Annotated in this window: 23 protein-coding genes; 10 read left to right on the forward strand and 13 right to left on the reverse strand. The window is 45.8% G+C overall.

What is annotated here, in order from left to right; all coding sequences use genetic code 11:
* Window positions 1-1,254: Calx-beta domain-containing protein (locus QUA83_RS23800; protein WP_333296324.1), on the reverse strand; the 1,254-nt coding region annotated here is incomplete at its 3' end.
* Between the two features lie 652 nt (window positions 1,255-1,906).
* On the opposite strand from QUA83_RS23800, the gene QUA83_RS23805 reads away from it, so the two are divergent.
* From QUA83_RS23805 to QUA83_RS23825, 5 genes are all read left to right on the forward strand, one after another.
* A complete protein-coding gene (locus QUA83_RS23805) occupies window positions 1,907-3,118 on the forward strand; it encodes a DUF4350 domain-containing protein (RefSeq protein WP_445301806.1) in 1,212 nt (403 codons plus the stop codon).
* Entirely contained in the window at window positions 3,115-4,065 is a 951-nt protein-coding gene (locus QUA83_RS23810; RefSeq protein ID WP_333296326.1) for a MoxR family ATPase, read from the forward strand. Before QUA83_RS23805 ends, QUA83_RS23810 begins: the two co-directional genes overlap by 4 nt.
* A gap of 14 nt (window positions 4,066-4,079) precedes the next feature.
* Window positions 4,080-4,523 (forward strand): GNAT family N-acetyltransferase, encoded by a 444-nt coding sequence (locus tag QUA83_RS23815; protein WP_333296328.1) that lies wholly within the window; start codon window positions 4,080-4,082, stop codon window positions 4,521-4,523.
* A 61-nt stretch (window positions 4,524-4,584) separates the two neighbouring features.
* Window positions 4,585-4,884 (forward strand): helix-hairpin-helix domain-containing protein, encoded by a 300-nt coding sequence (locus QUA83_RS23820; protein WP_333296329.1) that lies wholly within the window; start codon window positions 4,585-4,587, stop codon window positions 4,882-4,884.
* 53 nt (window positions 4,885-4,937) lie between these two features.
* The gene (locus tag QUA83_RS23825; RefSeq protein WP_333296330.1) at window positions 4,938-6,266 is read left to right on the forward strand and encodes a DUF58 domain-containing protein; all 1,329 of its coding nucleotides are present in this window, start codon (window positions 4,938-4,940) and stop codon (window positions 6,264-6,266) included.
* On the opposite strand, the gene QUA83_RS23830 is transcribed toward QUA83_RS23825, so the two are convergent.
* Window positions 6,244-7,188 carry a hypothetical protein gene (locus tag QUA83_RS23830; RefSeq protein WP_333296332.1) on the reverse strand — a complete coding sequence of 315 codons (945 nt, stop codon included), beginning with the start codon at window positions 7,186-7,188 and terminating at the stop codon, window positions 6,244-6,246. The genes QUA83_RS23825 and QUA83_RS23830 overlap by 23 nt on opposite strands.
* Window positions 7,189-7,388: 200 nt before the next feature.
* Entirely contained in the window at window positions 7,389-8,357 is a 969-nt protein-coding gene (locus tag QUA83_RS23835) for a stage II sporulation protein M (RefSeq protein WP_333296333.1), read from the reverse strand.
* An 80-nt stretch (window positions 8,358-8,437) separates the two neighbouring features.
* On the opposite strand from QUA83_RS23835, the gene QUA83_RS23840 reads away from it, so the two are divergent.
* Together QUA83_RS23840 and QUA83_RS23845 are read left to right on the forward strand one after the other, a co-directional pair.
* Complete coding sequence (locus QUA83_RS23840) at window positions 8,438-9,301, forward strand: glycerophosphoryl diester phosphodiesterase membrane domain-containing protein (RefSeq protein ID WP_333296335.1); 864 nt, start codon at window positions 8,438-8,440, stop codon at window positions 9,299-9,301.
* Window positions 9,302-9,519: 218 nt separating this feature from the next.
* The gene (locus QUA83_RS23845) at window positions 9,520-10,308 is read left to right on the forward strand and encodes an RDD family protein (RefSeq protein ID WP_333296336.1); all 789 of its coding nucleotides are present in this window, start codon (window positions 9,520-9,522) and stop codon (window positions 10,306-10,308) included.
* Window positions 10,309-10,401: 93 nt separating this feature from the next.
* Here QUA83_RS23845 and QUA83_RS23850 read toward each other — a convergent pair whose 3' ends face one another.
* Window positions 10,402-12,510 carry a GAF domain-containing protein gene (locus QUA83_RS23850; RefSeq protein ID WP_333296337.1) on the reverse strand — a complete coding sequence of 703 codons (2,109 nt, stop codon included), beginning with the start codon at window positions 12,508-12,510 and terminating at the stop codon, window positions 10,402-10,404.
* 315 nt (window positions 12,511-12,825) lie between these two features.
* On the opposite strand from QUA83_RS23850, the gene QUA83_RS23855 reads away from it, so the two are divergent.
* Window positions 12,826-13,737, forward strand: a complete 912-nt coding sequence (locus QUA83_RS23855; protein ID WP_333296339.1) for a pantothenate kinase — start codon at window positions 12,826-12,828, stop codon at window positions 13,735-13,737.
* Between the two features lie 81 nt (window positions 13,738-13,818).
* On the opposite strand, the gene QUA83_RS23860 is transcribed toward QUA83_RS23855, so the two are convergent.
* The 4 genes from QUA83_RS23860 to QUA83_RS23875 all read right to left on the reverse strand — a co-directional run bounded on the left by QUA83_RS23860 (window position 13,819) and on the right by QUA83_RS23875 (window position 16,294).
* Window positions 13,819-14,625 (reverse strand): alpha/beta hydrolase, encoded by an 807-nt coding sequence (locus tag QUA83_RS23860; protein WP_333296340.1) that lies wholly within the window; start codon window positions 14,623-14,625, stop codon window positions 13,819-13,821.
* A 158-nt stretch (window positions 14,626-14,783) separates the two neighbouring features.
* The gene (locus tag QUA83_RS23865; RefSeq protein ID WP_333296341.1) at window positions 14,784-15,239 is read right to left on the reverse strand and encodes an NUDIX hydrolase; all 456 of its coding nucleotides are present in this window, start codon (window positions 15,237-15,239) and stop codon (window positions 14,784-14,786) included.
* A gap of 77 nt (window positions 15,240-15,316) precedes the next feature.
* Complete coding sequence (gene bcp / locus QUA83_RS23870; RefSeq protein WP_333296342.1) at window positions 15,317-15,790, reverse strand: thioredoxin-dependent thiol peroxidase; 474 nt, start codon at window positions 15,788-15,790, stop codon at window positions 15,317-15,319.
* Window positions 15,791-16,123: 333 nt separating this feature from the next.
* Window positions 16,124-16,294 carry a hypothetical protein gene (locus tag QUA83_RS23875; RefSeq protein WP_333296343.1) on the reverse strand — a complete coding sequence of 57 codons (171 nt, stop codon included), beginning with the start codon at window positions 16,292-16,294 and terminating at the stop codon, window positions 16,124-16,126.
* Window positions 16,295-16,620: 326 nt separating this feature from the next.
* On the opposite strand from QUA83_RS23875, the gene QUA83_RS23880 reads away from it, so the two are divergent.
* Complete coding sequence (locus QUA83_RS23880; protein ID WP_190738786.1) at window positions 16,621-16,812, forward strand: hypothetical protein; 192 nt, start codon at window positions 16,621-16,623, stop codon at window positions 16,810-16,812.
* 99 nt (window positions 16,813-16,911) lie between these two features.
* Here QUA83_RS23880 and argH read toward each other — a convergent pair whose 3' ends face one another.
* The 5 genes from argH to nusB form a co-directional block, all read right to left on the reverse strand.
* Complete coding sequence (gene argH / locus QUA83_RS23885; RefSeq protein WP_333296344.1) at window positions 16,912-18,297, reverse strand: argininosuccinate lyase; 1,386 nt, start codon at window positions 18,295-18,297, stop codon at window positions 16,912-16,914.
* A gap of 299 nt (window positions 18,298-18,596) precedes the next feature.
* Window positions 18,597-18,836, reverse strand: a complete 240-nt coding sequence (locus tag QUA83_RS23890; protein ID WP_333296345.1) for a hypothetical protein — start codon at window positions 18,834-18,836, stop codon at window positions 18,597-18,599.
* Entirely contained in the window at window positions 18,826-20,313 is a 1,488-nt protein-coding gene (locus QUA83_RS23895; protein ID WP_333296347.1) for a PP2C family protein-serine/threonine phosphatase, read from the reverse strand. Before QUA83_RS23895 ends, QUA83_RS23890 begins: the two co-directional genes overlap by 11 nt.
* Before the next feature lie 705 nt (window positions 20,314-21,018).
* Window positions 21,019-22,776: a signal recognition particle-docking protein FtsY gene (gene ftsY / locus QUA83_RS23900; protein WP_333296348.1), complete on the reverse strand. Its 1,758-nt coding sequence runs from the start codon at window positions 22,774-22,776 to the stop codon at window positions 21,019-21,021.
* Between the two features lie 121 nt (window positions 22,777-22,897).
* On the reverse strand, window positions 22,898-23,530 hold the full coding sequence (nusB, locus tag QUA83_RS23905; RefSeq protein WP_333103525.1) for a transcription antitermination factor NusB: 633 nt from the start codon (window positions 23,528-23,530) through the stop codon (window positions 22,898-22,900).
* A gap of 362 nt (window positions 23,531-23,892) precedes the next feature.
* Between nusB and QUA83_RS23910 the strand changes: the two genes are divergently transcribed.
* Window positions 23,893-24,936: an RNA-guided endonuclease TnpB family protein gene (locus tag QUA83_RS23910; RefSeq protein WP_333296350.1), complete on the forward strand. Its 1,044-nt coding sequence runs from the start codon at window positions 23,893-23,895 to the stop codon at window positions 24,934-24,936.
* The last annotated feature ends 69 nt before the right edge of the window (window positions 24,937-25,005 follow it).

Consider the following 25,005-nt stretch of genomic DNA (forward strand, 5'->3'; position numbering starts at 1 on the left):
GCCACCGGTGCGAGTAACGTTAATCGTCGCCACGTTGCCTTCAGCCACCGTGTAATTTGGTTGGGCGAACTGGAAGATACTGGGAGATGTCGGCGTCGGCGCCGGAGTTGTCCCCGGAGTTGGCGGCACATCATTAATCGTCAAAATTGACGGACTACTGCCGACATTGCCACCGAAGAGCACCAAATTCACCGTTTCCGGCGATGATTCCACATTCAAATCAGTCAAAGACGTCACGGTGAAACTAGCGGTTGTTTGCCCCGCAGCAAAATTCAACACCCCCGTCGCCGAAGTGTAATCTGCAGCAGTGCCTGCTGAACTTGCCGAACCGTCAAGAGTAGTGTAGCTAATCGATCCAGCCTCCGTGCCACCGGTGCGAGTAACGTTAATCGTCGCCACGTTGCCTTCAGCCACCGTGTAATTTGGTTGGGCGAACTGGAAGAGACTGGGAGCTGTCGGAGTTGGAGTTGGCGTCGGCGTCGGCGTCGGCGTCGGCGTCGGCGTCGGCGTCACATCAATGCCTTGATATTGAATACTCCGCACTAGGTAGTCGGAACTATCGGTTTTGGTGGAGGTAGCGAGGTAGGCAGCGGTGGGGTTCGTGTAGCCTTTGGCGGAGAACCGCAGTTCGTCAAAAGTAACGCCGGTGAGAGAGTCTCCTACTATCTGGAATGTGAAATTGCCATCGATACTATCGCCAGTGAAAGTCACTCCATCTGAAGACACACCGAGCGGTTTTGGAGTGGCAGGAGCGCTGAGGCGAGTGATCGTAAAATTGCTGGCCGATACCGGCGCCCCATCATTAAAGAGTTGCAGCGAACCAACTTCATCGCCTTGATCGTTCACTGTAGAACTTGATTTGGGAAATAATCCACTCAGGCCGATCGTGGCGCTAGTGATATCTTTATTATCTGCCCATTTCACCTTCAGCACCTGAGATAGATTGGTGTTGGGGTCAAAGTTGATTTCCGCCCGCAATTTATTGACATCGGTAAACCAACCACTATAAGAGCCGTAGACACCAATACCACCGGTACCGCCGTAGCTCAACCCGCTTTTAGGGGTTTCGTTCGTTGCTAACGTGAGGTTGCTGATGGGAATAGGGTTAGTGTAGTTCGTTTCAAAGCCATCAAAAGCTATCCCAGACAGTTGGATGCCTTGATTTTGGGCTGCAGTAGGCCATTGTGCAATTAGCTCACTGATGCTGCTGTAATTAGTGGTTGTACCCAAAGAACCAGTGAATGAAGTAGCCATAGCTTCTCCTTTGATGATGAGTAATTAATGATTAGAAGTGACTGAAAACCAGAGGTTGGGCTTTCTTGTAGCGATCGATCACTGCAAGAAAATTTTCCTCATACCTGCCGGTAAATCAAGTAAAAATGCTTGCCCAATAAGCATCTGAAGGTATTATTGCCCCTGATCAAATATTGAGTGTAAAAAATACACCTACTTAGACCTATTTACATAGGGATGTTTAACTTTCATCATCAATAGGTTTTATCCGGAAAAATTGCGATATTTTTTTCAGCCCTATAAAAAGCGGGTTTTACACATCTGTAGAGGAGAGCTTAAATCCAACATTCCGGGCCGCCCAAGAGGCCGCGTTCACTGCTTCAGCGGACAAAAGTGAATCAGCAGAGACTTTTATGAGTAAAAATACTCAAGATTTTATATGTCTACGCATAACTCTGTTGGGAATTTCTAAAAATTGAGGTTCGGGCGTAAGTTAAATCTGATTCCATTAAAAATGCGATGGTAAAAAACCAAGTTTATTGGTGTTCCGTAATGTGATTCACGAGCGCTAAAATATCTCAAATGGGTTCTATATTATGAGTGAGTTGATTCATTCAAAACCCCCCATGTTATATTTATTTGTACTTACTTACTTACTTAACGAGCGATGAACTTGTCAAAGCGTAGGTTATGGTTGTTGGGAGCGATCGCCATTACTGCAATAATGATCATTACCCTGTTATTTGCTCCTGCTAACAACAAAATCAACAGAGGTTCTACTTATAATAGAGCGCCGGACGGCTACGGAGCATGGTATGCTTTTATGTCAAAACGGGGAACCGAGGTTCACCGCTGGCAAAAACCTTTTGAAGACCTTGCTAAAAACCAAGATGCAAAACCGCCTAGTACACTTTTACGTATCTATAGTAGCTTGATACCAGAAGGTGTTTCTGAGACAGAGAAAAAGTGGGTGGAACAGGGCAATGTTTTGGTAATTTTGGGAGTTCGCACACCGGTGACACCAGCACCTTTTAGTAGCTTGCACCCAGCTTCAGCCGGGGAAATCAAGATTGACACGGGGCGGAGATATCCCAGTGATAAAAAACAAGTTTTAGACGATCAATTTGGGGCAATTGTTTGGAAAAAAACACTGGGTAAGGGAACAGTTTATTTTTCCAGCACCTCCCATTTAGCTGCTAATGCTTATCAGGATTTTCCAGGTAATTATGAATTTTTAGCAGGGCTGGTTACTCAATTAGAAGGTGGAGAAAAAGAAATAGAAGGAACCCAGCAGGCTCTAGCAGTCAAATTAATCCAAAATTCAATTAACCCGCAAAGCCAGGGAACGAGTAAAATCCTCAATAAAGTCTGGGTAGACGAATACATTCACGGCTACAAAGATCCAGAAGTTCTTGAAAGAGAATACGAGGGAAATTTATTCACTTATTTAGCCAAAACTCCTCTATTTCCCGTTTTGATACAGGGTACAATTATTTTACTCGTTGCTATTTTTGCCGGGTGGAACAGGTTTGGACAGCCTGTAACTTTATCAGCGCCGCAGGTTGACAACAGCGAAGCTTACATTCAAGCACTAGCGGGTGTTTTGCAAAAAGCAAACAGCACTGATTTTGCGGTAGAAATTATCGGAAAAGAAGAACAGTTACAACTGCAAAAAGCATTCTTATTGGGACAGGGTTCGCTGGAAAGTGAAACCCTAACAAATGCTTGGGTTGAGCAAACAGGGCGAAAAGCGGCAGAATTGTCAGAACTTCTGCCCTCGCCATCTCATAAACGCCGCATCAGCGATTCAGATTTGCTAGCCTGGTTGGGTAAATGGCAGCAGATCCGTCAACATCTCCCCTCTGATAGGAAAAATCTAAAATGAGCGAAACAAACTCGATTTTTAAACGCCTCAGCCAAGCCCTCGACAAAATAGTTGTGGGTCAGTCTTCCACAGTACAGCACTTGCTAGTGGCACTTTTGAGCGGCGGCCACGTGATTATTGAGGGAGTGCCGGGAACCGGGAAAACTCTACTTGTTAAAGCGATCGCCCAATTGATTCAAGCAGATTTTCGTCGCATTCAACTCACGCCGGATATTTTGCCGTCGGATATCTTGGGAACGAATATTTTTGATTTTGACAGCCACAGTTTTACCCTGAAAAAAGGGCCAGTGTTTACAGAAGTTTTGCTGGCGGATGAAATTAATCGCACGCCTCCGAAAACCCAGTCAGCACTGCTAGAAGCAATGGAAGAACAGCAGGTAACGTTAGACGGTTCGACTTTAGCTCTGCCAGAATTATTTTGGACAATCGCCACTCAAAACTCCCTAGAATTTGAAGGCACTTATCCGCTACCAGAAGCTCAGTTAGATCGATTTTTATTTAAACTTGTTGTTGATTATCCCGATGCAGCCGCCGAAAAGCAAATGTTGCTGAACGCAGAGGCAGGATTTCGCGCCAAACGCATCGATTTAGCTCGGATCAAATCTTTAGCAACGGTAGAGCAAATAATTAGCGCCCGTCAAGCAGTACAAACTGTCAAAGTAGAAGAGAAAGTGCTCGATTACGTGCTAGCTTTGGTACAAAATACGCGAAAACATCCCGATTTGGCATTGGGTGCTTCTCCGCGATCGGCAGTAGCTTGGTTGCAAAGTAGTAAAGCTCACGCTTGGCTAGTCGGCAGGGATTATACTACTCCTGATGATGTCAAGGCGATCGCACTGCCGCTTTTGCGTCACCGTCTGATTCTCAAACCAGAATCGCTGCTAGATGGCTTGCAAATTGATTCGGTAATTGCTTCGGTATTAAAACAAGTCGCTGTACCGAGGTAAACTGAAATATAACTATGACGATCGCAATCAAAATTCTGGATCGTAATGATGTAGATATTCTCAAAAATGTCGATCCAGATGTCTTTGACAACTCGATCGATATCCCACGTACTGAAGAATTTTTGACAGACTCGCGCCACCATCTGGCTGTTGCAATCGATGACGATCGAGTTGTCGGCTTTGTCTCAGCAGTTCATTATGTTCATCCCGACAAGGCACGTCCCGAACTGTGGATTAACGAGGTTAGCGTAGCAGAAACTCATCGCCGGCAAGGTTTGGGGAAGCGTTTGATGAATGCAGTATTTGAGGTCGCTCGTGAGTTGGGTTGTACAGAAGCTTGGGTGCTTACCGATCGCGAAAATACAGCAGCGATGAATCTGTATTCGGCTGTTGGTAATCCAGAAACACCGAGCGATCATGTTATGTTTACGTTTCGTTTGGAGGAATCGAATTCCTGACAAAAAATCTTTATTAAGCAAGTATTGTAGGAATTGAGCGCAAAAATACCACACCAGAACTATGAAGAAGTCTCTAAACGAAGTCAAGAAGCTTGAAGACCTGCCAAACATTGGGAAATCAATGAGTGCGGATTTGCGAAGCATTGGTATTGAGCAACCAGATCAACTTAAAACGCGATCGCCATTAGAAGTGTTTCACGAACTTGCTAATGTCATGGGACATCGCCACGATCCATGTGTACTTGACGCTCTCATTTCTGTCAAAAGATTCCTCAATGGCGAACCAGCTAAGCCTTGGTGGCGTTATACAGGTGAACGACGCAAACTACTTGCAAATCATGTAAAGGAAGAAAGCAAATAAAATTCGGAACTCTCGTTGAATTGTGTACACCAGTATCTTAATCAGAAATTGTAATGATTCCTTCTATTCGCCTTTATTTCCTGTTAGCGATCGCCATTCCGATCGCCCTTTTGCTCGCTATGCTTGTAAATCAGCAGACAAGTATTATCGGCACTTTGCTATTTGACTGTTTAATTGTAGGTCTAGCGATTACCGACGCACTGCGCGTAAAATCTCATCGGGTGGAAGTGACACGCCATCCGTTGCACAGACTTTCGATTGGGCGAGACAATCCGGTTATACTGTCAGTGCGATCCTCTCCGAGGGCTGCGCTAACGGCAAATCAAACAGCTAAAATTCGCCTGCGCGACTCCTATCCCCTAGAGTTTGATGTCTCTAAACCGATGCTGGAAGCCGACCTCAATCCTAACAGCGAGGAGGAATTAACTTATACAATCCGCCCGTCAAATCGCGGAAAATATAAGTGGGGAGATATTCAAGTGCGGCAGTTGGGAAACTGGGGTTTAGCATGGAACGACTGGAAAATACCTGCTAGTGAACAAGTTGCCGTTTATCCCGATTTAGTGATGTTGAAAGAACTCTCTATTCGGCTAACATTGGAAAATACTGGCACAATGCGGCGGTTACAAAAACTCGGCATGGGAACTGAATTTGCCGAACTGCGGGAATATGGTATTGGTGACGATCCTCGCTTGATTGATTGGAAAGCTACTGCAAGGCGATCGCGCCCTTTAGTCAGAGTTTTAGAACCAGAAAAAGAGCAAACTTTGATTATTTTACTCGACAGGGGACGGCTGATGACTGCGCGAGTCCAGGGTTTGAAGCGTTTTGACTGGGGAGTGAGTGCAGCGCTATCTTTAGCTTTGGCTGGACTAAATCGGGGCGATCGCGTGGGAGTCGGTGTGTTCGATCGGGAAATCACGACTTGGATACCCCCAGAAAGGGGTCAACATCAACTGTCTAAATTAATTGAACGCCTTGCACCAATTCAGCCAGTTTTGTTAGAACCAGACTATGTTGGCGCTGTAACTAAATTAGTAAGTCAACAAACTCGCCGTGCATTAGTTGTGCTAATTACTGATTTAGTAGATGTCACAGCTTCTACAGAAATGTTTTCGGCTTTAGCGCGTTTAACACCTCGTTATTTGCCTTTTTGTGTAACTTTGCGCGACCCTCTCGTTGACAAAATCGCTCACACTTCCACCGTAGAAATTACACCTACTTATAATCGTGCTGTAGCTTTAGATTTACTAGCACAGCGTCAGGTAGCTTTTGCACAGTTGAAACAAAAAGGAGTTTTGGTTTTGGATGCACCAGCCAATCAAATTAGCGAGCAATTAGTTAACCGATATTTGCAACTTAAGTCTCGGAATCAGCTTTAATCTTCTCAGCTTCCGCAGCATTCGCAAAGTAAGGTAAAGGCCCTTTGAGAACAGACCAGTTTTTATAGATGAAACCGATTACCCAAGGGGCTGAGACAACAAAAAACAAGACACCTAGCTGTACTTCAGAGCGAAATATATCTAGATTGCTTCCTGTTTGCTTGTCAAGAAATCTTGTATATGACACATTCCAAACTCCCCAAATAAGATTTATCAAAGCCCTAAAAATTATTAGTACAAGTAAGCTGCGAGTTTTTACATACAAAATTGCGTTGATGAAGGTTGCAATAACACTAAATATAAAATTATAAGAATTTAGAGACAGCAGAAAAAAAGCTATCACTGTTCGGGTCTTTCCCCATTTTTCCGCCCATCTGTGTAAGAGAATAGCCATTAAAATAAAAGCAGAAAATATGGGAGATGTTGCATAATAGTAAATAGCGAAAATCAAGTAGTAAAGTGCAGGAAAAAACGTTTTTGAAGCTGTCATTAAAATACTGCCATTTCTATTACTGATCAATAAGTTTTCCACAAAAGAAGGTACAATGAAAGACAAAGGATAATAAAATATTCGGAATACACCTATTGCGAAAACCACGCTAGCGATCGCCAGACCTACTAAGGGAAACCATTGGTAGCGATCGGGAACTTTACCAACCAGATATTTAATTTCAATTCCCGCTAGCCTGCATTGTCGCCACACCAAAGCCAGTAACAAAATCATTAAATAAGTTTCAGCTATTTTATCAACAAATGGATCTAATGGTGTTTTACCATCGAACTGTATCCCCCGTGTAGAGCCAATCATTCCTATTTGAAAGTAAATGCCTGTACCCAATAAGCAGTACCATCCAAATATATGCCGAACCTTGATTCGAGAAAAAGGATTGTCTTCGGGAAAGCGGATGTTAGTAAGAGTCATAATTTTAATTAATTACTTGGCTCGATATGGGTAGGTAAGGTGCTATTTGGGTCAAATTTAACGTCAAATGTACTCACAGACTGCTGTTTGACCGTTAGATTTAGATCCCCCTCGCCCTTAAGAAGAGGGGAACCGGAAGTCCTCTTTCGTCCGCCTCCGGCGGGGGATTTAGGGGGATCGCCCGGATTTCAAGCTCCGAATTATCTAGGAACTTCAGCCGATCGCCTTTTACTGCAATACATCACCAACAGCGCAAACAACCCGATCCCAGCCAAATACTTCAACGGATCGGGAATTGCGGGATTTGGCGAGAAAAAACCCTCGATCGTACCAGCAATTATCAGCATCGGCACAATCCCAAATACCAATTGTGCAGCTTGAGTACCGTAAAATTTCATAGCATCAGCACGACGGTATTTGCCAGGAAAAAAGATGGCGCGGGCGATGATTAAACCAGCGCCGCCAGCTAAAAAAATCGCCGGCAATTCCAGGGAACCGTGAGGAAATACAAACGCCCAAAAAGGGTAAGCTAAATTGTGCTGAGCTACTAAACTGGCGATCGCGCCGATGCTCACTCCATTAAATGCCATAATATAAACAGTGTAAATACCGAAAACAATCCCTCCCCCAACAGCCGCAAAACATACGGATAGATTGTTAGTCATAATACCGCTAGAAGCTAAAGGTTCGATTCCCACAATTGAACCCATCCACAATTTCCCGTCATCGCGTACCGTTTTAATCAAATGTCCAGGAACTACTAGGGACAAAAACGCCGGATCTTGCCAAGCAAACCACCAAGCAATCAACACCATTACTAAAAAAATACCCGTCGCAGTCGCCGTATAACCAAGCGTCTCCTGTACCGTAGCCGGAAAACCCCAGCGACAAAACTCCACCATAGCTTCCCAATCTTGGCGGCGCGAACCTTGGTAAATTTGGGTGTAGCCACGAGAAGTTAACCTTTGCAAATCTTGTAACAAAATATTACCGACTTCATTTGTCCTCGCCCTAGCCAAATCCGCCGAAACAGAACGGTACAAACTCGCTAATTCCCTGATTTCAGACGCAGGTAGGGACTTTAGCCCCTTTTTTTCCACTTGCTGTAAAAGAGTGTCCAACCGTTTCCAGTTCGGTTCCCGCCGCGCGATCCAACGTTTAATATTCATAAAGTTTTCACTAAGTTCTATTAGATATAGCTTAAGATAGTTGTAAATTTTCCGCCTCACACAACTATACCCATCCAGTCATGCCTAAAAAAAATCTTAGTTCTTCTGGACAAACAGGCCCCTTGAGCGTCGGTAATGTGGTTAGCGCTAGTTTGCGGATTTACCGCGACCATTTTAAGTCATATTTTGGTTTGGCTTTCACAGCTTATCTGTGGTTATTAGTTCCGATTTATGGTTGGGCTAAATATTCTGCCATCTCAGGGCTCATTTCTCGTCTGGCTTACGGTGAAGTTAGGGAAAATCCTGAGACTGTCAGTGATGCTAACAGTGAGGTGAATCCTCGGATGTGGCGTTTTTTGTGGGCGGGTGTATTGACATCTATGATTTACATTGGAGTCTACTTGGGATTTGCGATCGCGCTGTTAGTTGTGGGAGTGGGGGCTGCTACTATCTTTGGGCAAAATGGCAGAATTATTGGAGGTTTGCTGGTAGCCGTTGGGGTAATTGCTTTCTTAATTATATATATCCGAATTCTCTCTCGCTTGCTGATTGTTGAGGTGCCGCTGGCGATCGAGAACAATCAGAGTGCTAGTTCAGCAATCAGTCGCAGTTGGGAGTTAACTAAGGGGTCGGTTGGACGCATTCAGTGGATAGTTGTTGTTGCCTTTTTGGTTTCTCTCCCGGTTTACATTGTATCAAATGTACTTACCGCGATCGTTCAAATTGTTTTACTTAGAATTTTGGGGCCAGAATCCAGTCTATACTTCTTATTTTATTGGATTTTGATTGTGGGACTGAGCTTTGGCTTTGGCGCGCTGCTAACTCCTTTTTGGCAAGCTATTAAAGCCATTATCTACTACGACCTCCGCAGTCGCAAAGAAGGTTTGGGTTTGCAAATGCGCGATAAAAAACGCGATTCAAACAAGCCAAATACCAAAAAATGAATGCCCCAATACCAGATTGATTAAATAAATTTGGTATTTAAATAGTTCAATTTTTTTAAGAAAAAACGCCAAATTTAACGGAATTTACTCTCTATTGAAAAGTAAGCCCACCTAATTAACCCTAAGCTCTGCCTTCTGCCTTCTTCCTTCTATCCTTTACATCCGTTACATCCCGTACATTGCTCGTTGCCGAACCTTCTTCCTTCTTCCTTGGACTTATGCCACTTTTTAATCGCTTCACTCTCCACACTCCCGAAAGTGTAGAACTCGAATTTACCTTAGCGGGAATTGGCAACCGAGCATACGCATTGCTGATAGACTATATCATTTTGGGTGTGATGATATTAGTGTTTCTATTAAGTGCGCTGATATTTAATTCAGTGTTGCTTGAGACGATCGCAAAGTTGCTAGGAAGTACCAATCGCTTAGAACTCTGGTTGATAGCAGTTCAGGCATTAATTGGTTTTTTCATTTATGTAGGTTACTTTGTATTTTTTGAAACGGTGTGGTCTGGTCAAACACCAGGCAAGCGTCGTGTCAAAATCCGAGTAATTAGGGATGACGGCCGTCCAGTCAGGCTTCAGCAATCAACACTGCGGGCTTTGATCCGGCCTTTTGACGACTTATTTTTTATAGGCGTATTTTTTATAGTGTTCAGCCAGCGGGAAAAACGTTTAGGAGATTTGGTAGCCGGCACCCTGGTAATTCAAGAAGAACAACCTCTGACAACTACTGCATTGAAAGTATCAACATCGGCTCAATCCCTGGCAAAAAAATTGCTGATCGATACCGATATCTCCCGCTTGCTGCCAGAAGATTTTGCTGTAGTTCGAGAGTATTTGCAGCGGCGCGAAGCTATGATACCTAGTGCCAAAAATGAATTGAGCAAACAACTGGCTACTCAGGTTAAAGAAATCATTGGTTTGGGAAAACTGCCGACAAAAGTTGATGCTAATCTCTTTTTAGAGGCTGTATATTACGCCTACCAGCAGCAAGTTGACAATTAATATCAAGCCGGGTTAATTACTTATAAATCCACGGGCATGGGGAATTGGGCGTGGGGAATTGGGCATTGGGCATTAATCTGACTAAAGCAGGAATTATGCACTTACCCTCCTCTGATTAGTCAGGGGCAACTCTACAATAAACTCACTTCCTTCGCCAACCTGACTGACACAACTCAGCTTGCCACCGTGAGCTTGAACAATTACCTGATAGCACACTGAAAGTCCCAAACCCGTACCTTTTCCCACAGGTTTAGTAGTAAAAAATGGGTCAAAAATCTTGTCTTGAATTTCTGCAGGAATCCCAGTTCCCGTGTCGCGGAAAGAGATTGTTACCCAGTCCGGCTCGCTTTGCCAACTGCGAATAGTTAATTCCCCCGGTTTGCTCGTTGACTGGAGCGCATCTAAAGCATTGTCAATCAAATTATAAAATACTTGGTTAATTTGACTGGCATGACATTGGACGGGCGGCAAATTGCCGTATTGCTTGTCTATTTTGATATGGGTTTTTAGCTTATTTTGCAGCATCAAGAAACTGCTTTCTAAACCTTCATTCAAATCTACTGGTTTTAATTCAGCTTGGTCTAAACGAGAAAAATTTCGCAGCGTCATCACGATCGAGCGAATCCTCCCGCTGCCTTCTCGCATTGAATTGAGCAGTTTACCAAAGTCTTCTCGAATGTAATCGAGTTCTAGTTCTTCATTGATTCTGACAATTGCTTCTGCTGCTTCCGGGCAGGCATTTCCGACCTGTTCTAGAGCTTCATTCAAGGCTTTAAAATATTCTTGAGCGTGAAACAAGTTAGCGTGGATGAAATTGTTGGCGTTGTTAATTTCATGAGCAATTCCGGCTACCATTTGCCCCAAACCTGACATTTTTTCGCTTTGAATCAATTGCTGCTGTGCCGATCGCAATTCTTCTAACGCAGCCTGCAATTGCTGGGTTTGAGCTTGAGATTTTACCGCAGCATCTTGGACTTGGCTATAAAGTTCTGCTTGCTGAATGGCGATCGCCATTTGGTTGGCTATCTGGGATAGCAACTCCATTTCTTGTGGCTGCCAATTGCGGGTATCCCGGCACTCGTGGGCAATCAACAAACCCCACAGCCTACCGGGAAATTTAGGATTATAGCTTCCGGCTGTGTCGGGGGTATTTTCTTCAGTTCTTGATGTAACAATCGGCACGATCAGATTAGCTTTTACCTGCAAACGGTCTAAGAAATCAACGTGACAAGGCTCTAAACCAGCATTAAAAATATCATTAATTGCTTTGACTCGCCCTTGCTGGTAAAGATCGGCGTAATCTCCCCGGAAACACTTATCCGCCCCCATATCTCCTAAAATTGAAGGCCAAGGGATGACCATATCTTCAACAACAACTTTTCCTTGCCAGTTGTCTTGAAACTGATAAATGATTACTCGATCGCACTGCAACATTTGGCGGACTTCTCTCACCGCTGTTTGTAGGATCGTTTCCAGATCTAGGGTACTGCGAATTTGGTTGCCGATCAGCCGTAGCAGCGATTCTCGTTCGGCTTGGCGCCTGGTTTTGCTATAGAGTTTGGCTTGATTGATCGCGATCGCCAATTGCGATCCTACCCCTTCTAAAAGCTGCCTTTCCCAATCAGTCCATTCCCGTTCGCGATCGCACTGATGCAAGCCAATTATGCCATTCACTTCACCTTGATAGCGAGTAGCTACTGCCAGCATTGACTTAATCTCCAAAGCTTCGGCAATTTTTCGGGTTTGTGGGTTCAATCCCGGAAAATCGAGAAACTTCGTCACTGCTAGGGACTCTTGCTGAGACACGACGGCAGCCAAATGCGGATTGTCAGTCATCGGTACTTTCATTCCCAGTTGGATGGGATAGTCTCCCGCGTTGTACTCTCCGCGCGTAACTAAAGTTTTTTCTGTATTTGATTCTTTGACTAAAATGCTCACGCGACTGCACTGTAATGCTTGCCCCAGCAATCTGCAGGCCGATGTCAAAATTTCTTCTATGTCAAGTGTACTGCGAATTTCGTTATTAATTTGGTTCAGCAAGTTTGATAACTGAACTTGCTGCTGCATCTGCACGATTAGGGCTTTTTGTTGGTCTACTTCCGGCAGCGAAAGACTTTCTTCCTGCATCCAGTTTTCAGATTCAGGCAACCGCGAAGTTACTCTGTGCCAGGGGTTTTCGTGTTGTTGTATTTTTAAAGACATATTTACTCAGCAGTTGTACAGTATTTTGATTGAGTCTGGTTTTATAAACCTGTGCTTACCCCGCCAACAGCCCCATCGCAGCTACCAGGACTTTTGGAATATCTTAAGACATTATAAAGGATGCAGCCTGAGCAAAGCAATTATTTGCTTTACAAATATTTATATTTAGCAAGTATGCCCTCTGCAGCCGACAATACTAATTGGCGCGTGGCATGGAACTTGGTCAGATGTCAAATAGAGTTAACCGCCCGTTTAAGCGAATAAAATTAATCTAAAATCTATCTTTAGTTCAATGTTTGCGCCGGCTAGCTCAACATGGAAAATTCAATTCCCGACAATTTTCGTTCGCCCGCAAGCACCGACAACATTACTTCTGGATTGACAGGTAAAGCCGAGATTAAAATAGCTTTGGCGATCGGCAATTCCCGGCTGCACTGGGGATTATTTGTGGGCAAAACCCTGGAGAAAACATGGGATACAGAGCATCTCAATGCTGATGCTGTTTCCCCACTCTCAGAGGAGGAAAAAGCAGAATATTTGGTGCAAATAGTAATGAGGTCGATCGAGGAAATATCTACTCAAAATCTCCTTTATCTTCCTGCTACTCCCGCTTTTTCTAATCCTCACACACTTTCTTGCGTGCCGCTGCCTCTAATTTTGGCCTCAGTAGTTACCCAGCAAACAGCAATTTGGCAGAGTTATCCAGATGTCCGAATTATTACTTTAGACCAGTTGCCGATCGGGGGACTCTATCCTACCCTGGGAATTGACAGAGCTTTGGCTGTACTGGGTGCTGGCAACCAATTGGGTTGGCCAGTTTTACTTATAGATGCTGGTACAGCTTTAACATTTACTGGGGCTGATGTCAATAGGTATTTAGTTGGGGGCGCAATCTTACCAGGTTTGGGTTTGCAGTTATCGTCGCTATCTAAAAAAACTGCTGCATTACCTTTAATCAGTTTACCACAAAATCTGCCATACCGCTGGGCGACAGACACTGCTGGGGCAATTCAAAGCGGAGTTGTGTATGCGACGGTGGCAGGAGTTAGGGATTTTATTGAAGATTGGCGGTGTTTGTTTCCTGATAGCAAAATTGCGGTCACGGGGGGCGATCGCACTATGCTTTTAAAATACCTCACCGCAGCCTTTCCTGATACAGCTGCAGGCTTAATTGACGCACCCGATGCTATTTTTTGGGGAATTAGCCTATTAAATGTTGACTGTTGACTGTTGACTGTTGACTGTTACCAATGCCCAATGCCCAATGCCCAATGCCCAATGCCCAATGCCCAATGCCCAATGCCCAATTCACCTAGCAAACTCGCGAATATAGTTAGCAACAACATCCGGGACTTCCTGCGGCAAATTGCTTTCCCCCGGACTGACTAATTGTAGTTCGGCATTAGGAGTCAGAGCAGCATAGGATTGACACAGAGACGAAGCTGCAGGAGTATCTTCGGAACCGTGCAACAGCAAAACAGGCGCTTTCAGCAAAGGCAAATTCTCATCAACTAATTCCGCTGTAATTTCCGCCCGCCGCCGCCCGAACAGCAACTGCACGGCAACAGGGGACTGCATCAACTGCTGTCTGAACTTTAGCAATCCGTCAATCTTTTTTTGGCTACCCAGCAACTTAGCAATAGGATAAATCGATCGCAGCAACCACAAAGCCAGCGGAGGTTGGCCGATTAGCCAGCTAGCCGTCTGCCACCGCCCCCGCCGATTGCCAACCTTGACGCCTTCTGGGGCCAACAACACCAAACCCTGAACTCGATCGGGATATTTGATAGCATAGCTGGTGGCCACCCAGCCGCCCACAGAGTGAGCGATTAAATAAACCTGTCGCAGCTTCAAAGTATCGAGGTATTGGGCGAGACATTCTACTTCCAAGTCGATCGAATAATGAAGATGCGGGCGTTCCGAGTCGCCAAACCCCAGCAAATCCGGTGCGAAGCAGTGGTAGTAGGGGCTCAAATGTTCGATCGTCCTCAGCCACTGACTGCTATCGTGCCAAGAACCGTGCAAAAATACTAAATTCGGGCCTTGACCGACTTCGTGCCAAAAGATTTGCCCTACAGAGAGTTTGACCCTAGAATTGCGTAGCGGTGAGTACATCCGGTTAAATATTTAGTAATAAAAAGATGATTAATTTAATGTTCAGAGTTTGTGAATAAAAGTAGGAAAACAGTGAAAATTAATTCCACATTCATAACAGACAATTTTTGACCGCGAGGTAATTTCCGACTTTTCTCAAATTTGGATACCCCGCCGATTTACGCCAAAGTTGTCAGGCCTTGAAAATAGTCCTGTAAGTGTTGGTCGTTATCGTGGCTGAGTGCGCCCTCCGGCAGCGATGCGGGCAAAAAAGCCTCAACCTCGCTGACTTCAAGCGTATCCTGAACTTCCATCTTTCCCTCTACCTCTGCTGCCACCACGATACAAATCGAGTGCAGGCGAGGGTCTCTATCGGCAGCCGAATAAACACCCACCAAGCGACGGATTTTGACTAAATCGAGTCCTGTTTCCTCCGCTAATTCCCGGCGCACAGTTGTGGGAATATCCTCTCCCCAATCCACCATACCTCCCGGCAGTGCCCAGCGACCGTTGTCGCGGCGGCGAATTAACACAATTCGCCCGTCAGGCAATACGGGAATCACCGCAGTACCAGTAACGGGATGTCGGAAAATCAGTCCCAGCACAGTTTGTATAATTTGCCACAATCGACGCATAAACTCAAAAGCTTGTTTAGGGGAAAGTAATTTCAGGTTTCTTAGCTGGCAGCTCAAAAGTCTTAATTTTTAATTTTTCATTCAGGCGAGAGGTCTGGCAAGTCTGCTAATATCTCGGCTGCGTGAGTTTCTGGTTTGACTTTCCGATAAACCTTTTCAATCCTACCATCAGGGTCGATCGCGAAAGTCGATCGAGTAATTCCCATAAATTCTTTTCCCATAAACTTTTTGAGTCCGTAACAGCCGTAGGCGGTAGCAACTTCAGCGTTTAAGTCGCACAGCAAGGGAAAAGGCAGTTGATATTTAGCTGCAAACTTGGCGTGGGCCCCAGCCCCGTCTGTACTGACGCCGAGGACTGGTATATTGCGCGACTGGTAGTCTGAGTAAATGTCGCGAAAGCCGCAAGCTTCTTTGGTACAGCCAGGGGTATTGTCCCTAGGGTAAAAATAAAGTACAACTCGCCGCCCTCGAAAATCTGCAAGGCTGACGACATTGCCTTCCGCGTCGGGCAGGCTGAAGACAGGAGCTACGTCACCGGGATTAAGTGTCATCAGAAAATTGGGTAGAAACCCCGTCCTTTTAGGACGGCTTTATCTTACAATATAATTGGTCAACGACCCACCCGTGACGATGGATCAGACAGCCTATACGAGCGAAGTTCAGCTTTGTGCTGACGGCGCAGAAAAATCGGTAGACCGGGAAAAGAGGATAGGGCAATGGTAAGCATCCCTAGAATCAAAACTACAAAGAATTCCTTCTGGTATTCGACACGTAAAAACCGCAGGGCTTGCGGGGCTAGTCTGTGGAGCGAACATAAGACCAAAATTCTTTAGGGGTGGAGGCAGTTGCGAAGAAGCAGAAACTTAAGTCGTGAGGCTTAGGAATCACCGCACGTTCAGGTCGGTGAGTATGTCAATTGTCGTATTTGTCAAGAGTTTATAGAAATCTTCTGGAAGATTGACAACATTGCGTCCCGATCGCACCCAGATTCCCAGCGACTTGAATCCCGGTGTTCTTTTTTCTGGGTCTTGTACCGGGTGTGCTATGATCGTCATCGGTCTAAAATTGAGTATAACTAGCCAACGTAAAAACTTAACTGGATTAGTTGAGTGCGTAGTCTCACCTAACGGTGTTGCGGTTTAGGAAAGCTAAATTTGAAGAAAACCTAACTACATAAAGAGAACTGATCAAGTACGGTATGGCATACCGGAATTTACGCTTGGGGAGAAGACACCTATATTTTGGCAGGAGAAATCCTGTCGCAAGCAAGTGACTTCGCTGAACCAAGAATCTCAGTCACCAAGAGTGTACAGAGTGTCAACCTTAAGAATCCCCGTGCGTGAAAGCCCGGGGACTGTCAATGTTTATTAGTGAGGTCAGAATGGCTAAGCGCCGCAATCTCAAGAAAGAGAAGGCACAACGAAATCAAGCATACGCTCGCAAGTTTCGCAAGCGGAGAAATCAAGATATGTTCTCCAATAAGAGAAGACGATTTGACGGCGGTAACGGCGGTGGCATGGGCGCCATGAGCGGTGGCGGCAGAGACAAAGACATGGCTGCTGCTGAAGATTAATTGAGTCAGGCTATCTGCCGAACTTAGAACCAGAGTGGAAAACACGATCGTTCTAAGGAGAGATAGCCAGCCGGAATTTGTCGAATAATTCAACGATATTTAGGCGAGTCGATCGCGCGCAGCGATAAGTGATTTTCTCACTTGTTCAAACCCGGTACCCCCGTAACTATTGCGAGCCGCCACCACTTGCTGAGGTGCGATCGCGCTGTAAATGTCTGTCTCAAAGGCTGGGTGCAAGTCTTTCCACTCCTCAAGTGTCAAATCTTTGAGGAGTTTGCCCCCCGAAAGGCAAGTTTTGACGACTTTGCCGACAAGGTTGTAAGCTTCCCGGAAGGGAACGCCTTTGGCGGCCAAGTAGTCGGCTACGTCTGTAGCGTTAGAAAAGTCTTCCGTAACAGCAGCAGCGAGGCGATCGCCATTAAACTCGATTCCTTCGCGCAACAAAATGGTCATTGCTTCCAAGCAACCCTGTACCGTTCTTACGGTATCAAACAAAGCCTCTTTATCTTCTTGCAAATCTTTGTTGTAGGCCAAAGGAAGTCCCTTCACTACTACCAACAAGGCTTGTAAGTTACCGAACACCCGCCCCGCTTTGCCCCGCACCAACTCCGGCACGTCGGGATTTTTTTTCTGGGGCATGATGCTAGAACCCGTAGCGCAGCTATCTTTGAGCGTAATAAATCCAAATTCGTGAGAAGACCACAAAATCATTTCTTCTGACAAGCGGCTCAGGTGTACCAGAATCAAGCTGGCGGCAGCGAGAAATTCGATCGCAAAATCTCGATCACTCACTCCATCTAAGCTATTAGCATAAACCTTGTCAAAATGCAATAGTTCTGCCGTATAATGTCGGTCAATTGGGAAAGTCGTCCCCGCCAGCGCGCCACAACCCAAAGGCGAAACATTCACCCGCTTGCAGATATCGCCGAGACGTTCCCAATCGCGATCGGTCATTTCAAAATAAGCTAACAGGTAATGAGCCAAACTGATCGGCTGAGCGCGCTGCAAATGAGTGTAACCGGGAATTAAAGTTTCCACATTACGATCGGCAAGATCGAGCAAAACCCCTTGAAATTCCCGTAATTGCTCACGAATTTCTGCGATGCGATCGCGCAAATACAAGCGAGTATCAGTGCCGGCTTGATCATTGCGCGATCGGGCAGTGTGCAACTTTTTCCCAGCATCTCCCACGATATCCGTCAACCGCTTCTCTACAGCGAAGTGAACGTCTTCTGCATCAACTCCCGGAACAAAAAGTCCTTGGCGGTATTCGCGGCGGATCTGTTCCAAACCATTGACTAACTGTTCCCCTTCTGCTGCGGAAATAATCCCCGTTTTGGCCAGCATTTTAGCGTGAGCGACAGAACCAGTCAAGTCATACTCAATCAATTCAATATCGAAGCCAATACTAGCATTGAATCGGGCGATCGCCGGGTGCAGCGCCGATTCAAATCTTTGACTCCAAGTTTTTTGTTGTGTTGTCATTGCTCAAACTAAAACTAGATTATATCTCTGTTGCAGAAGTCTATAAAAACCGGTTTTTAGCAAAGACTCAAATCCTTCCTCCGGTTTGTAGTCAGGAGTTTAGTCCTCCATTCCCAATTCGGCAAGAAAAAACTCAAGTTCTGACTACAAAGTTTTTATACATCTTTTGAGCAGAAAAAACTGAAGTCTGGACTACAAAATTGTGAAGCTTTTGCTGCATCACAAAGAAGTGAAGTTTTGGTTAGCGACAAACCTTTTCAATCTTAAATTTCTTTCCGATAGCTTATGCGACAATAACTCTAACGAAAAATCCCTTTCAAGAACCAGCCAACAAAAATACCTATAAAAAAAGCTCCTATTTGACCAGTCGAAACAAAATTGTGCCAAGCTTTCTGGAAATTAGTAAAAATTTCATAACTTTGACCCAAAAACACCGTCGAACTCAAATGAGATTTCAAAACCACCACGTGAGCGACATCGTTCCAAGTTATCGAATTGGTTAATCCAGCAGTAATTTCCGGCATTAAATTAACTATCATGGTGATTTTCTCCTGCTAAAGGTGTTACCCTCAGTACAACCAGTGTCATGTCATCTTCGTTACGATTGCCGATGCCGATAAACTGGTGTACGCGATCGAACAAATAATCCAAAATTTCTTCAGACTGCTGATAATTTTGACACGCCCACTGAAAAGCCGAGGTCAAGTTATCCTCATCAAACCGATCGCCCCTTTGATTAGAAGCATCAGTAAATCCGTCTGTGTAATAAATAATAGTATCTCCGGGCTGCAATTGCACTTGAGCTTCTTGGTAATGCGAATCAGCATCCAGCCCAATTAACATTCCCTCCAAAGTATCAAGCTGAAGAATCGAATTAGTTGCAGCTTGCCACAGCAAAGGCGGGTGGTGAGCCGCATTGCTGTAAGACAAAACGCGAGTTTTCGGGTCATACTCCGAATAAAACAGAGTCACAAAACGGTGGGAATTTTCCAAATCCGCGTGCATAACCCGGTTTAAATGTTGCAAAATTCTCGACGGCGAGTGGCGGTTCAAAACCTCCGCCCGCAGCATACCCCGTGTCATCGTCATCAACAGGCCAGCCGGTACTCCTTTGCCCATCACGTCGCCGATCACAATGCTCCAGCGGCCCTTGTCGATTTTGGACTTGAGATTTTTAATTAGGGATGGGGGGTGTTCCCCCTCATTCTCCTTGCCGATCGGGTCATAGTCAGCGGGAATAAAATCATAATAATCTCCGCCGACTCTGCTAGCAGTTTGGCAGCGGGCGGCCACGTCAAGGCCGGGAATTTTCGGACAACTACGGGGTTGTAGCCGCAATTGAATTTCCGCCCCGATTTCTAACTCTCTGTCTAAGCGGTCTTTTTCCGCCAACTTAACAGTAAGTTCGTCTTTGCAAATAGCCACGGCGGTTTGATCCGCCACCAACCGAACTAATTTCTGTCTGCTGGGAGTCCAGAGATATTCCGGGTCACTGCTAAAAACATAAAGCCGCCCGCGTTCCAAATTGTTGACCAAAATTGGCGCCCCAAACAAATGAACATCCGGGCCCAAATAACGACCGACTTGCAGGTCGAGACTAGAAGTTTGCCCAGAGGTTTCCGAAAACGATCCAGCAGTAGCGCCCACACCTGCTGTAGCTTGTCTGGTGGCTATTTCCAGCGCTTTTCGCATATCTTGGCACTGCCGTCCTTCCTGACAATGCAACTGCTGGAACCTTACTTGACCGTTGGGTTTGAACAGCACTAAAGCTCCCCCGTCGGCGTCCGTAACGCGAGTCGCCACCAAAGGCACCAACTCCAAAAATTGGTTGAGATTGTTAAAACTTCGCAGGGCAAATCCCAGCGAACCCAACATATCTTGAACGTTGTGCTGATATCGGTGCAAACGCGCCACCAGTTCTTTGAGGGCAAATACTGGCGTCGCGTCGGTGGAATTGCGACCCGAAGGGCGGTCAGCAGGTTGAGGTGAGGGGCGAGGCAAAGGCACAGCAGTCATTGTAAATGTGTGATTTTCGATCTTAGACGGAGGAGGAATGATTGAGGACTTACGGGCCACTTGAACAGAAACCCGTTTTTTTTTCGAGCAAGTAGTTTGGTTTGAGCGAGTAAATAGGGCACTAGGACATTGGTATCAACTTAAGTCTAAAATTCTTCAGAAATCTCGTTTATAGCTGAGTCTAGATACCCCCTAAATCCACGCCGCTTGCTTTACTTGGGGGCCCCAAGACGGGAGCGGCTCTCCTTAAGAAGGGGGACTTTAACCATTTGCTGTCGCCCTTCTTAAGGGGAGGGCCAATCGATTTTCGATTTTCGATTTTCGATTTTCGATTGACTTGCGCGAGATAAATGCGGGGGCTTGAGGATTTTAGATTTTAGATTTTGGATTGATTCCAATGATAAATCACGTGGCGGGTACCACCTTTGAAATTCGTGGTCAGGGGGATAGGGAATAATGTGCAATCAGACAGCAGAATGATACTAAATTTGAGCTTAATTTGACACGCTACTCGCGTTTTGAACCCAACCCAGCAAGAACAGGGGGAAGGTATTGTTTCTAGGTATTTAGTTTTCACTCGCCGCCCGTGGTGGCGCAAGTCCTGCGATGGTAGTTTGAGGTTAAGGATTTGAGATTTTGAACTTCTGTACCCGCCTCCAAAAATCGGGACGACCACAGATACCTGATCAATCTAAAATCTAAAATCTAAAATCTAAAATCGAGTAGGGCTTCCACAAATTCGTAACTAGAAAACGGGCGCAAGTCTTCGATGCTTTCCCCGACTCCAATAAAGCGGATGGGCAGACCAAGCTGCTGCACTACTGCTAGGGCAACACCACCTTTAGCAGAACCGTCGAGTTTTGTCAATACTACTCCGCTTAATTTTGCCGATTCTGCGAACACTTCTGCCTGTCGCAAACCATTTTGACCCAGTGTGGCATCCAAGACCAGTAGAGATTCTACGGTAGCGCCTGGGGCTTTCTTATCTACAATGCGACGGATTTTACTTAATTCGTCCATCAGATTTTTTTTGTTTTGCAGGCGGCCTGCGGTGTCTACGATCAGCAGTTCTGTGCCTCGGGCGCTGGCGGCGGCGATCGCATCAAACACGACAGCAGCCGGATCGGTATTTTTCCCTGGATTGGCAATAATTTCGACGCCGCTGCGAGAACCCCAAACTTTCACCTGTTCGACGGCGGCGGCGCGGAAAGTGTCGGCGGCGGCAATTAGGGTTTTGTAGCCGGATTTTTGAGCAATGTGCGCTAGTTTGCCGATCGTCGTAGTTTTGCCCGCACCGTTAACTCCTACGATTAACCAGATGTTAAAAGTGTCTTTTTCCGGGGCAAATGTCAGGCTGTAGAGGGGATTACCGGCGGCGGTTTCGGCACAGGGAGCGTCCAGAATGTCGCGCAGGATGGTTTTCAGGTAGGCTAGAGCCTGTTCTGGTGGCAGCACTTCTTGTGTGAGTCTTTCTTGAAGGCGACTGATAATGATGTCGGTGGCTGCGACTCCGACATCGGCTTGCAGGAGCAAAGTCTCAATTTCGGCTACCGCGTCTTGATTGAGCGGGCCTTGACCAACGATCGCCTTTAGTCGATTAATTAAGCTGCGGCGCGTTCTTTCTAAGCCTTTCCGCAGTTTTTGCAGCCAAGTGATTTCTTCGACTGATACTTGGTCTGGGCGGCGACCTTGACTGGCTAAGATTTCTGAAGACCACAGGAAGCCTTCGTCAAAGGCGAAACCGGGAATTTCTTCGATAATTGCCGCTCTCTCGGCGGCGGCTGCAATTACTTCTGGTTCTTCAAGGGCGGTTTCTTTGAGGCGTTCGATGCGCTCCATGCGATCGGCCTGAGCTCTGGCCCAAAATGGCAGGGCTTCGGCTGCTTCGCCGTCGGATGCGAGTGATTCGGTTTCTACAACCTCTGTTGCAGGTTCGGCAATTTCTATATTTTCTGCTGTAACTTCTAATTGTTGAGCAACAGGTGCAATGTTGATCGCCCCGGCTGTGGGTTGCAGAGTTTCTGGAATTTCTGCGGGCGTTGCTGCATCGAGTTCGATCGCCTCGGTTGCTTCAAGCACTGGAGCTTCTGCAACTTCTGGAACTTCTGCAACAGTTGGTGCGGTGGGTGCTGGTTCAAGTTCGATCGGCTGCGTTGCTTCAATAGTCGCCGGTTCTGCAACTTCTGCAACTGTCGCGATTTCTGTTTCGGCTGCTGGAACATCGGGCGCTGCTTTCTCGGAAACTTCTGTTTCGGGTTTTTGCTGTTTTTGAATATTTTTGTAAGCAGCTTTTGCCCAATTGAGATAATCTTCGGCTACAGCAGGAGAGCTTTGGTCTGTTGCATCTGTTTGAGGCTCAACCGGTGGGGATTTTGCCTGTTCATCTTGGGGCTTTTCGGGGGGAGTTTCTTTTTCAGAAGATCCGCTTTCGCTGTACTGGCGACGAAACCAATTAAATACCATAGTTGATGGGGAATAGAGAATAGTTATTAGTCATTAGTCCTCAGTCCTTAGTGTAGAGCCGATTGCGGATTGCCAATCACTAATGACCAATGACTGCTGACTAAGGACTACTGACTAAGAACTAGGGACTAACAACTTCTGCGTTGATTTTATCGACTACTCGGCGGAGGACTCCGTTGATGAAGCGATGTCCTTCGTCGCCGCTGTAGCGTTTTGCCAGTTGGACGGCTTCGTTGACGCTGACTTGTTCGGGTAAGCCGAGATATAGCATTTCGGCGATCGCGATTCTCATGATATCTCGATCGATCCGGGGCAACCGTTCTATTTGCCAGTCTACAAGGGCTTCCGAGAGCAATTCATCAATTTGAACACGGTTGGCGCTGACTTTCGTCAGGATTTGCAAAGCATAGGTGCGGACATCTTGCTGGTTGGCTAGCTGGATCAGTTCTGGAAACTCCATTGCTGAACCGAGACGGTTGATGGCGGTTTGGGTGAGTTCGACTGCTTCCCGCACCATTGCTCTAGCACTTTGTATATCGGCGGCACGGATTTCGCTGGCAAGCAGTTTGTCGCTACTCCGCTGCACTTCGGATGCTGCTGCTTCTAGGGATTCTTGAACTTCTGTGGTCAGGGTACGGATGGCGGCGAGGAGAACATCTTGCAGTTTCTTGGCTTCTAAGAGTTCTGGATTCGTCGGCAGTTGGCTGATGCCGAGGAGTGCGAGTTCGCGTGCTGTTTCGCGGGCTTTTTTCATAATTTTTAGATAGGAATTGGGACTTTAGGAATTTGGGAATTTTTGAGATTGCTAGGCGCTGCTTCAGATCATAGACTTGGACTTTAGCTAGGCAGACGGGAATCCCCACAGTATACTCGTACTCGACTTAGCCTGGGGATGAGAGTCGAGTGAGTTGACAATTGCACCGCCAAATAAATTAAAAAACGATTCTCTCTTTGATTGAGGCGGTGTATGAGAAAACGAAGCCTTCAACGGAGTTTATCCTGCCCTTCGACTTCGCTCAGGAACCGCGAAGTCGAAGCGCGAGCAGGCATCACAAATCCATTGCTCTATCGCTGGCTCAATGTTATCATGGTTACTACAACTGTGGTAAAAACATTGTGTTAAAGGTGGTCAAGGTCAGAATCTATCCCAGCAAAAAACAACAAAGTCATTTGGCCGGGGCCTTTGGCTGTGTTCGTTGGGTGTGGAATCAGTCTCTTGCTACCATGTCCCAAGCCTACAAGGAAACTGGTAAGGGTATCTCTGCCTTAACAATGAAGAAACAGATACCAGTTTGGAAAAAGGAGTATGAGTGGCTCAAAGAATGCTATTCCCAATGCCTCCAATCTTCTTGTCTGAATCTGTCTCAAGCTTTTATCAACTTCTTTGATGGTCGAGCACAGTACCCTACATTCAAAAAGCGTCAGGGTAGACAATCAATGCAGTATCCTCAGAACGTCAAAATTCTGAGTAAATCCTCGATTAAGTTCCCTGGAAATCTTGGCATCGTAAAAGCCAAAATTCATCGTGATACTGTTGGCAAATTAAGAACTGTCACCGTGTCTAGAATGCCTGATGATCGTTATTACGCTTCCTTGTTAATGGAGGATGGGCAGGAGTCACCGACAGCCAGTGAAGAGGGTAAAGCCATTGGCATAGACTTGGGACTGGTTGATTTTGCTGTCACATCTAACGGCTCAAAGTATCAAAATCCCAGACATCTGAAGAAACACGAACGCAACCTCAAACGCAAACAGCGTCAGCTATCTCGTAAAAAGGATAAGACGACTAACAAACGTCGCAAAGCTAAACTAGCTGTTGCCCGAGTGCATTCAAAAATAGCCAGAGTGCGTGAAGATTTCCGACATAAACTATCCCGTAAGATAGTCAACGAAAACCAAGTTATTGTTGTCGAAAATCTGGCAGTAAAGAACATGGTCAAGAATCCCAATCTAGCCAAAGCAATAAGTGATGCGAGTTGGGGGATGTTCTGCACTATGCTCAAGTACAAAGCAGAGGCAGAAGGCAAAGTTTACCTAGAAGTAGGTAGATTTTTCCCTTCGTCACATCTTTGCTCAAATACTTTGTTGCCAATACCAAAAATGGATCTATCAGTCCGTGAATTTAACTGTCCCCACTGCCCATCGCGACACGATAAGTAGGTAGGCGGGAAAAAACCAATCTATGTAACAAAATATTAAGTTACCTAATTGGAGTTAAACTTAAGACGT

Origin of the sequence: Microcoleus sp. K1-B1, from assembly GCF_036704705.1 — a bacterium.
Classification (GTDB): domain Bacteria; phylum Cyanobacteriota; class Cyanobacteriia; order Cyanobacteriales; family Microcoleaceae; genus Microcoleus.

What these genes read in the sequence shown, in the direction of transcription:
- ftsY (WP_333296348.1), bottom strand. Translation starts at nt 22,776, where the DNA reads ATGGTATTTAATTGGTTTCGTCGCCAGTACAGCGAAAGCGGATCTTCT.
- QUA83_RS23875 (WP_333296343.1), bottom strand. Translation starts at nt 16,294, where the DNA reads ATGACGATCATAGCACACCCGGTACAAGACCCAGAAAAAAGAACACCG.
- QUA83_RS23860 (WP_333296340.1), bottom strand. Translation starts at nt 14,625, where the DNA reads ATGTACTCACCGCTACGCAATTCTAGGGTCAAACTCTCTGTAGGGCAA.
- QUA83_RS23835 (WP_333296333.1), bottom strand. Translation starts at nt 8,357, where the DNA reads ATGAATATTAAACGTTGGATCGCGCGGCGGGAACCGAACTGGAAACGG.
- QUA83_RS23825 (WP_333296330.1), top strand. Translation starts at nt 4,938, where the DNA reads ATGATTCCTTCTATTCGCCTTTATTTCCTGTTAGCGATCGCCATTCCG.
- QUA83_RS23815 (WP_333296328.1), top strand. Translation starts at nt 4,080, where the DNA reads ATGACGATCGCAATCAAAATTCTGGATCGTAATGATGTAGATATTCTC.
- QUA83_RS23865 (WP_333296341.1), bottom strand. Translation starts at nt 15,239, where the DNA reads ATGCGTCGATTGTGGCAAATTATACAAACTGTGCTGGGACTGATTTTC.
- nusB (WP_333103525.1), bottom strand. Translation starts at nt 23,530, where the DNA reads ATGAAAAAAGCCCGCGAAACAGCACGCGAACTCGCACTCCTCGGCATC.
- QUA83_RS23810 (WP_333296326.1), top strand. Translation starts at nt 3,115, where the DNA reads ATGAGCGAAACAAACTCGATTTTTAAACGCCTCAGCCAAGCCCTCGAC.
- QUA83_RS23890 (WP_333296345.1), bottom strand. Translation starts at nt 18,836, where the DNA reads ATGATAGTTAATTTAATGCCGGAAATTACTGCTGGATTAACCAATTCG.
- QUA83_RS23845 (WP_333296336.1), top strand. Translation starts at nt 9,520, where the DNA reads ATGCCACTTTTTAATCGCTTCACTCTCCACACTCCCGAAAGTGTAGAA.
- QUA83_RS23855 (WP_333296339.1), top strand. Translation starts at nt 12,826, where the DNA reads ATGGAAAATTCAATTCCCGACAATTTTCGTTCGCCCGCAAGCACCGAC.
- QUA83_RS23830 (WP_333296332.1), bottom strand. Translation starts at nt 7,188, where the DNA reads ATGACTCTTACTAACATCCGCTTTCCCGAAGACAATCCTTTTTCTCGA.
- argH (WP_333296344.1), bottom strand. Translation starts at nt 18,297, where the DNA reads ATGACAACACAACAAAAAACTTGGAGTCAAAGATTTGAATCGGCGCTG.
- QUA83_RS23850 (WP_333296337.1), bottom strand. Translation starts at nt 12,510, where the DNA reads ATGTCTTTAAAAATACAACAACACGAAAACCCCTGGCACAGAGTAACT.
- bcp (WP_333296342.1), bottom strand. Translation starts at nt 15,790, where the DNA reads ATGACACTTAATCCCGGTGACGTAGCTCCTGTCTTCAGCCTGCCCGAC.
- QUA83_RS23895 (WP_333296347.1), bottom strand. Translation starts at nt 20,313, where the DNA reads ATGACTGCTGTGCCTTTGCCTCGCCCCTCACCTCAACCTGCTGACCGC.
- QUA83_RS23880 (WP_190738786.1), top strand. Translation starts at nt 16,621, where the DNA reads ATGGCTAAGCGCCGCAATCTCAAGAAAGAGAAGGCACAACGAAATCAA.
- QUA83_RS23840 (WP_333296335.1), top strand. Translation starts at nt 8,438, where the DNA reads ATGCCTAAAAAAAATCTTAGTTCTTCTGGACAAACAGGCCCCTTGAGC.
- QUA83_RS23820 (WP_333296329.1), top strand. Translation starts at nt 4,585, where the DNA reads ATGAAGAAGTCTCTAAACGAAGTCAAGAAGCTTGAAGACCTGCCAAAC.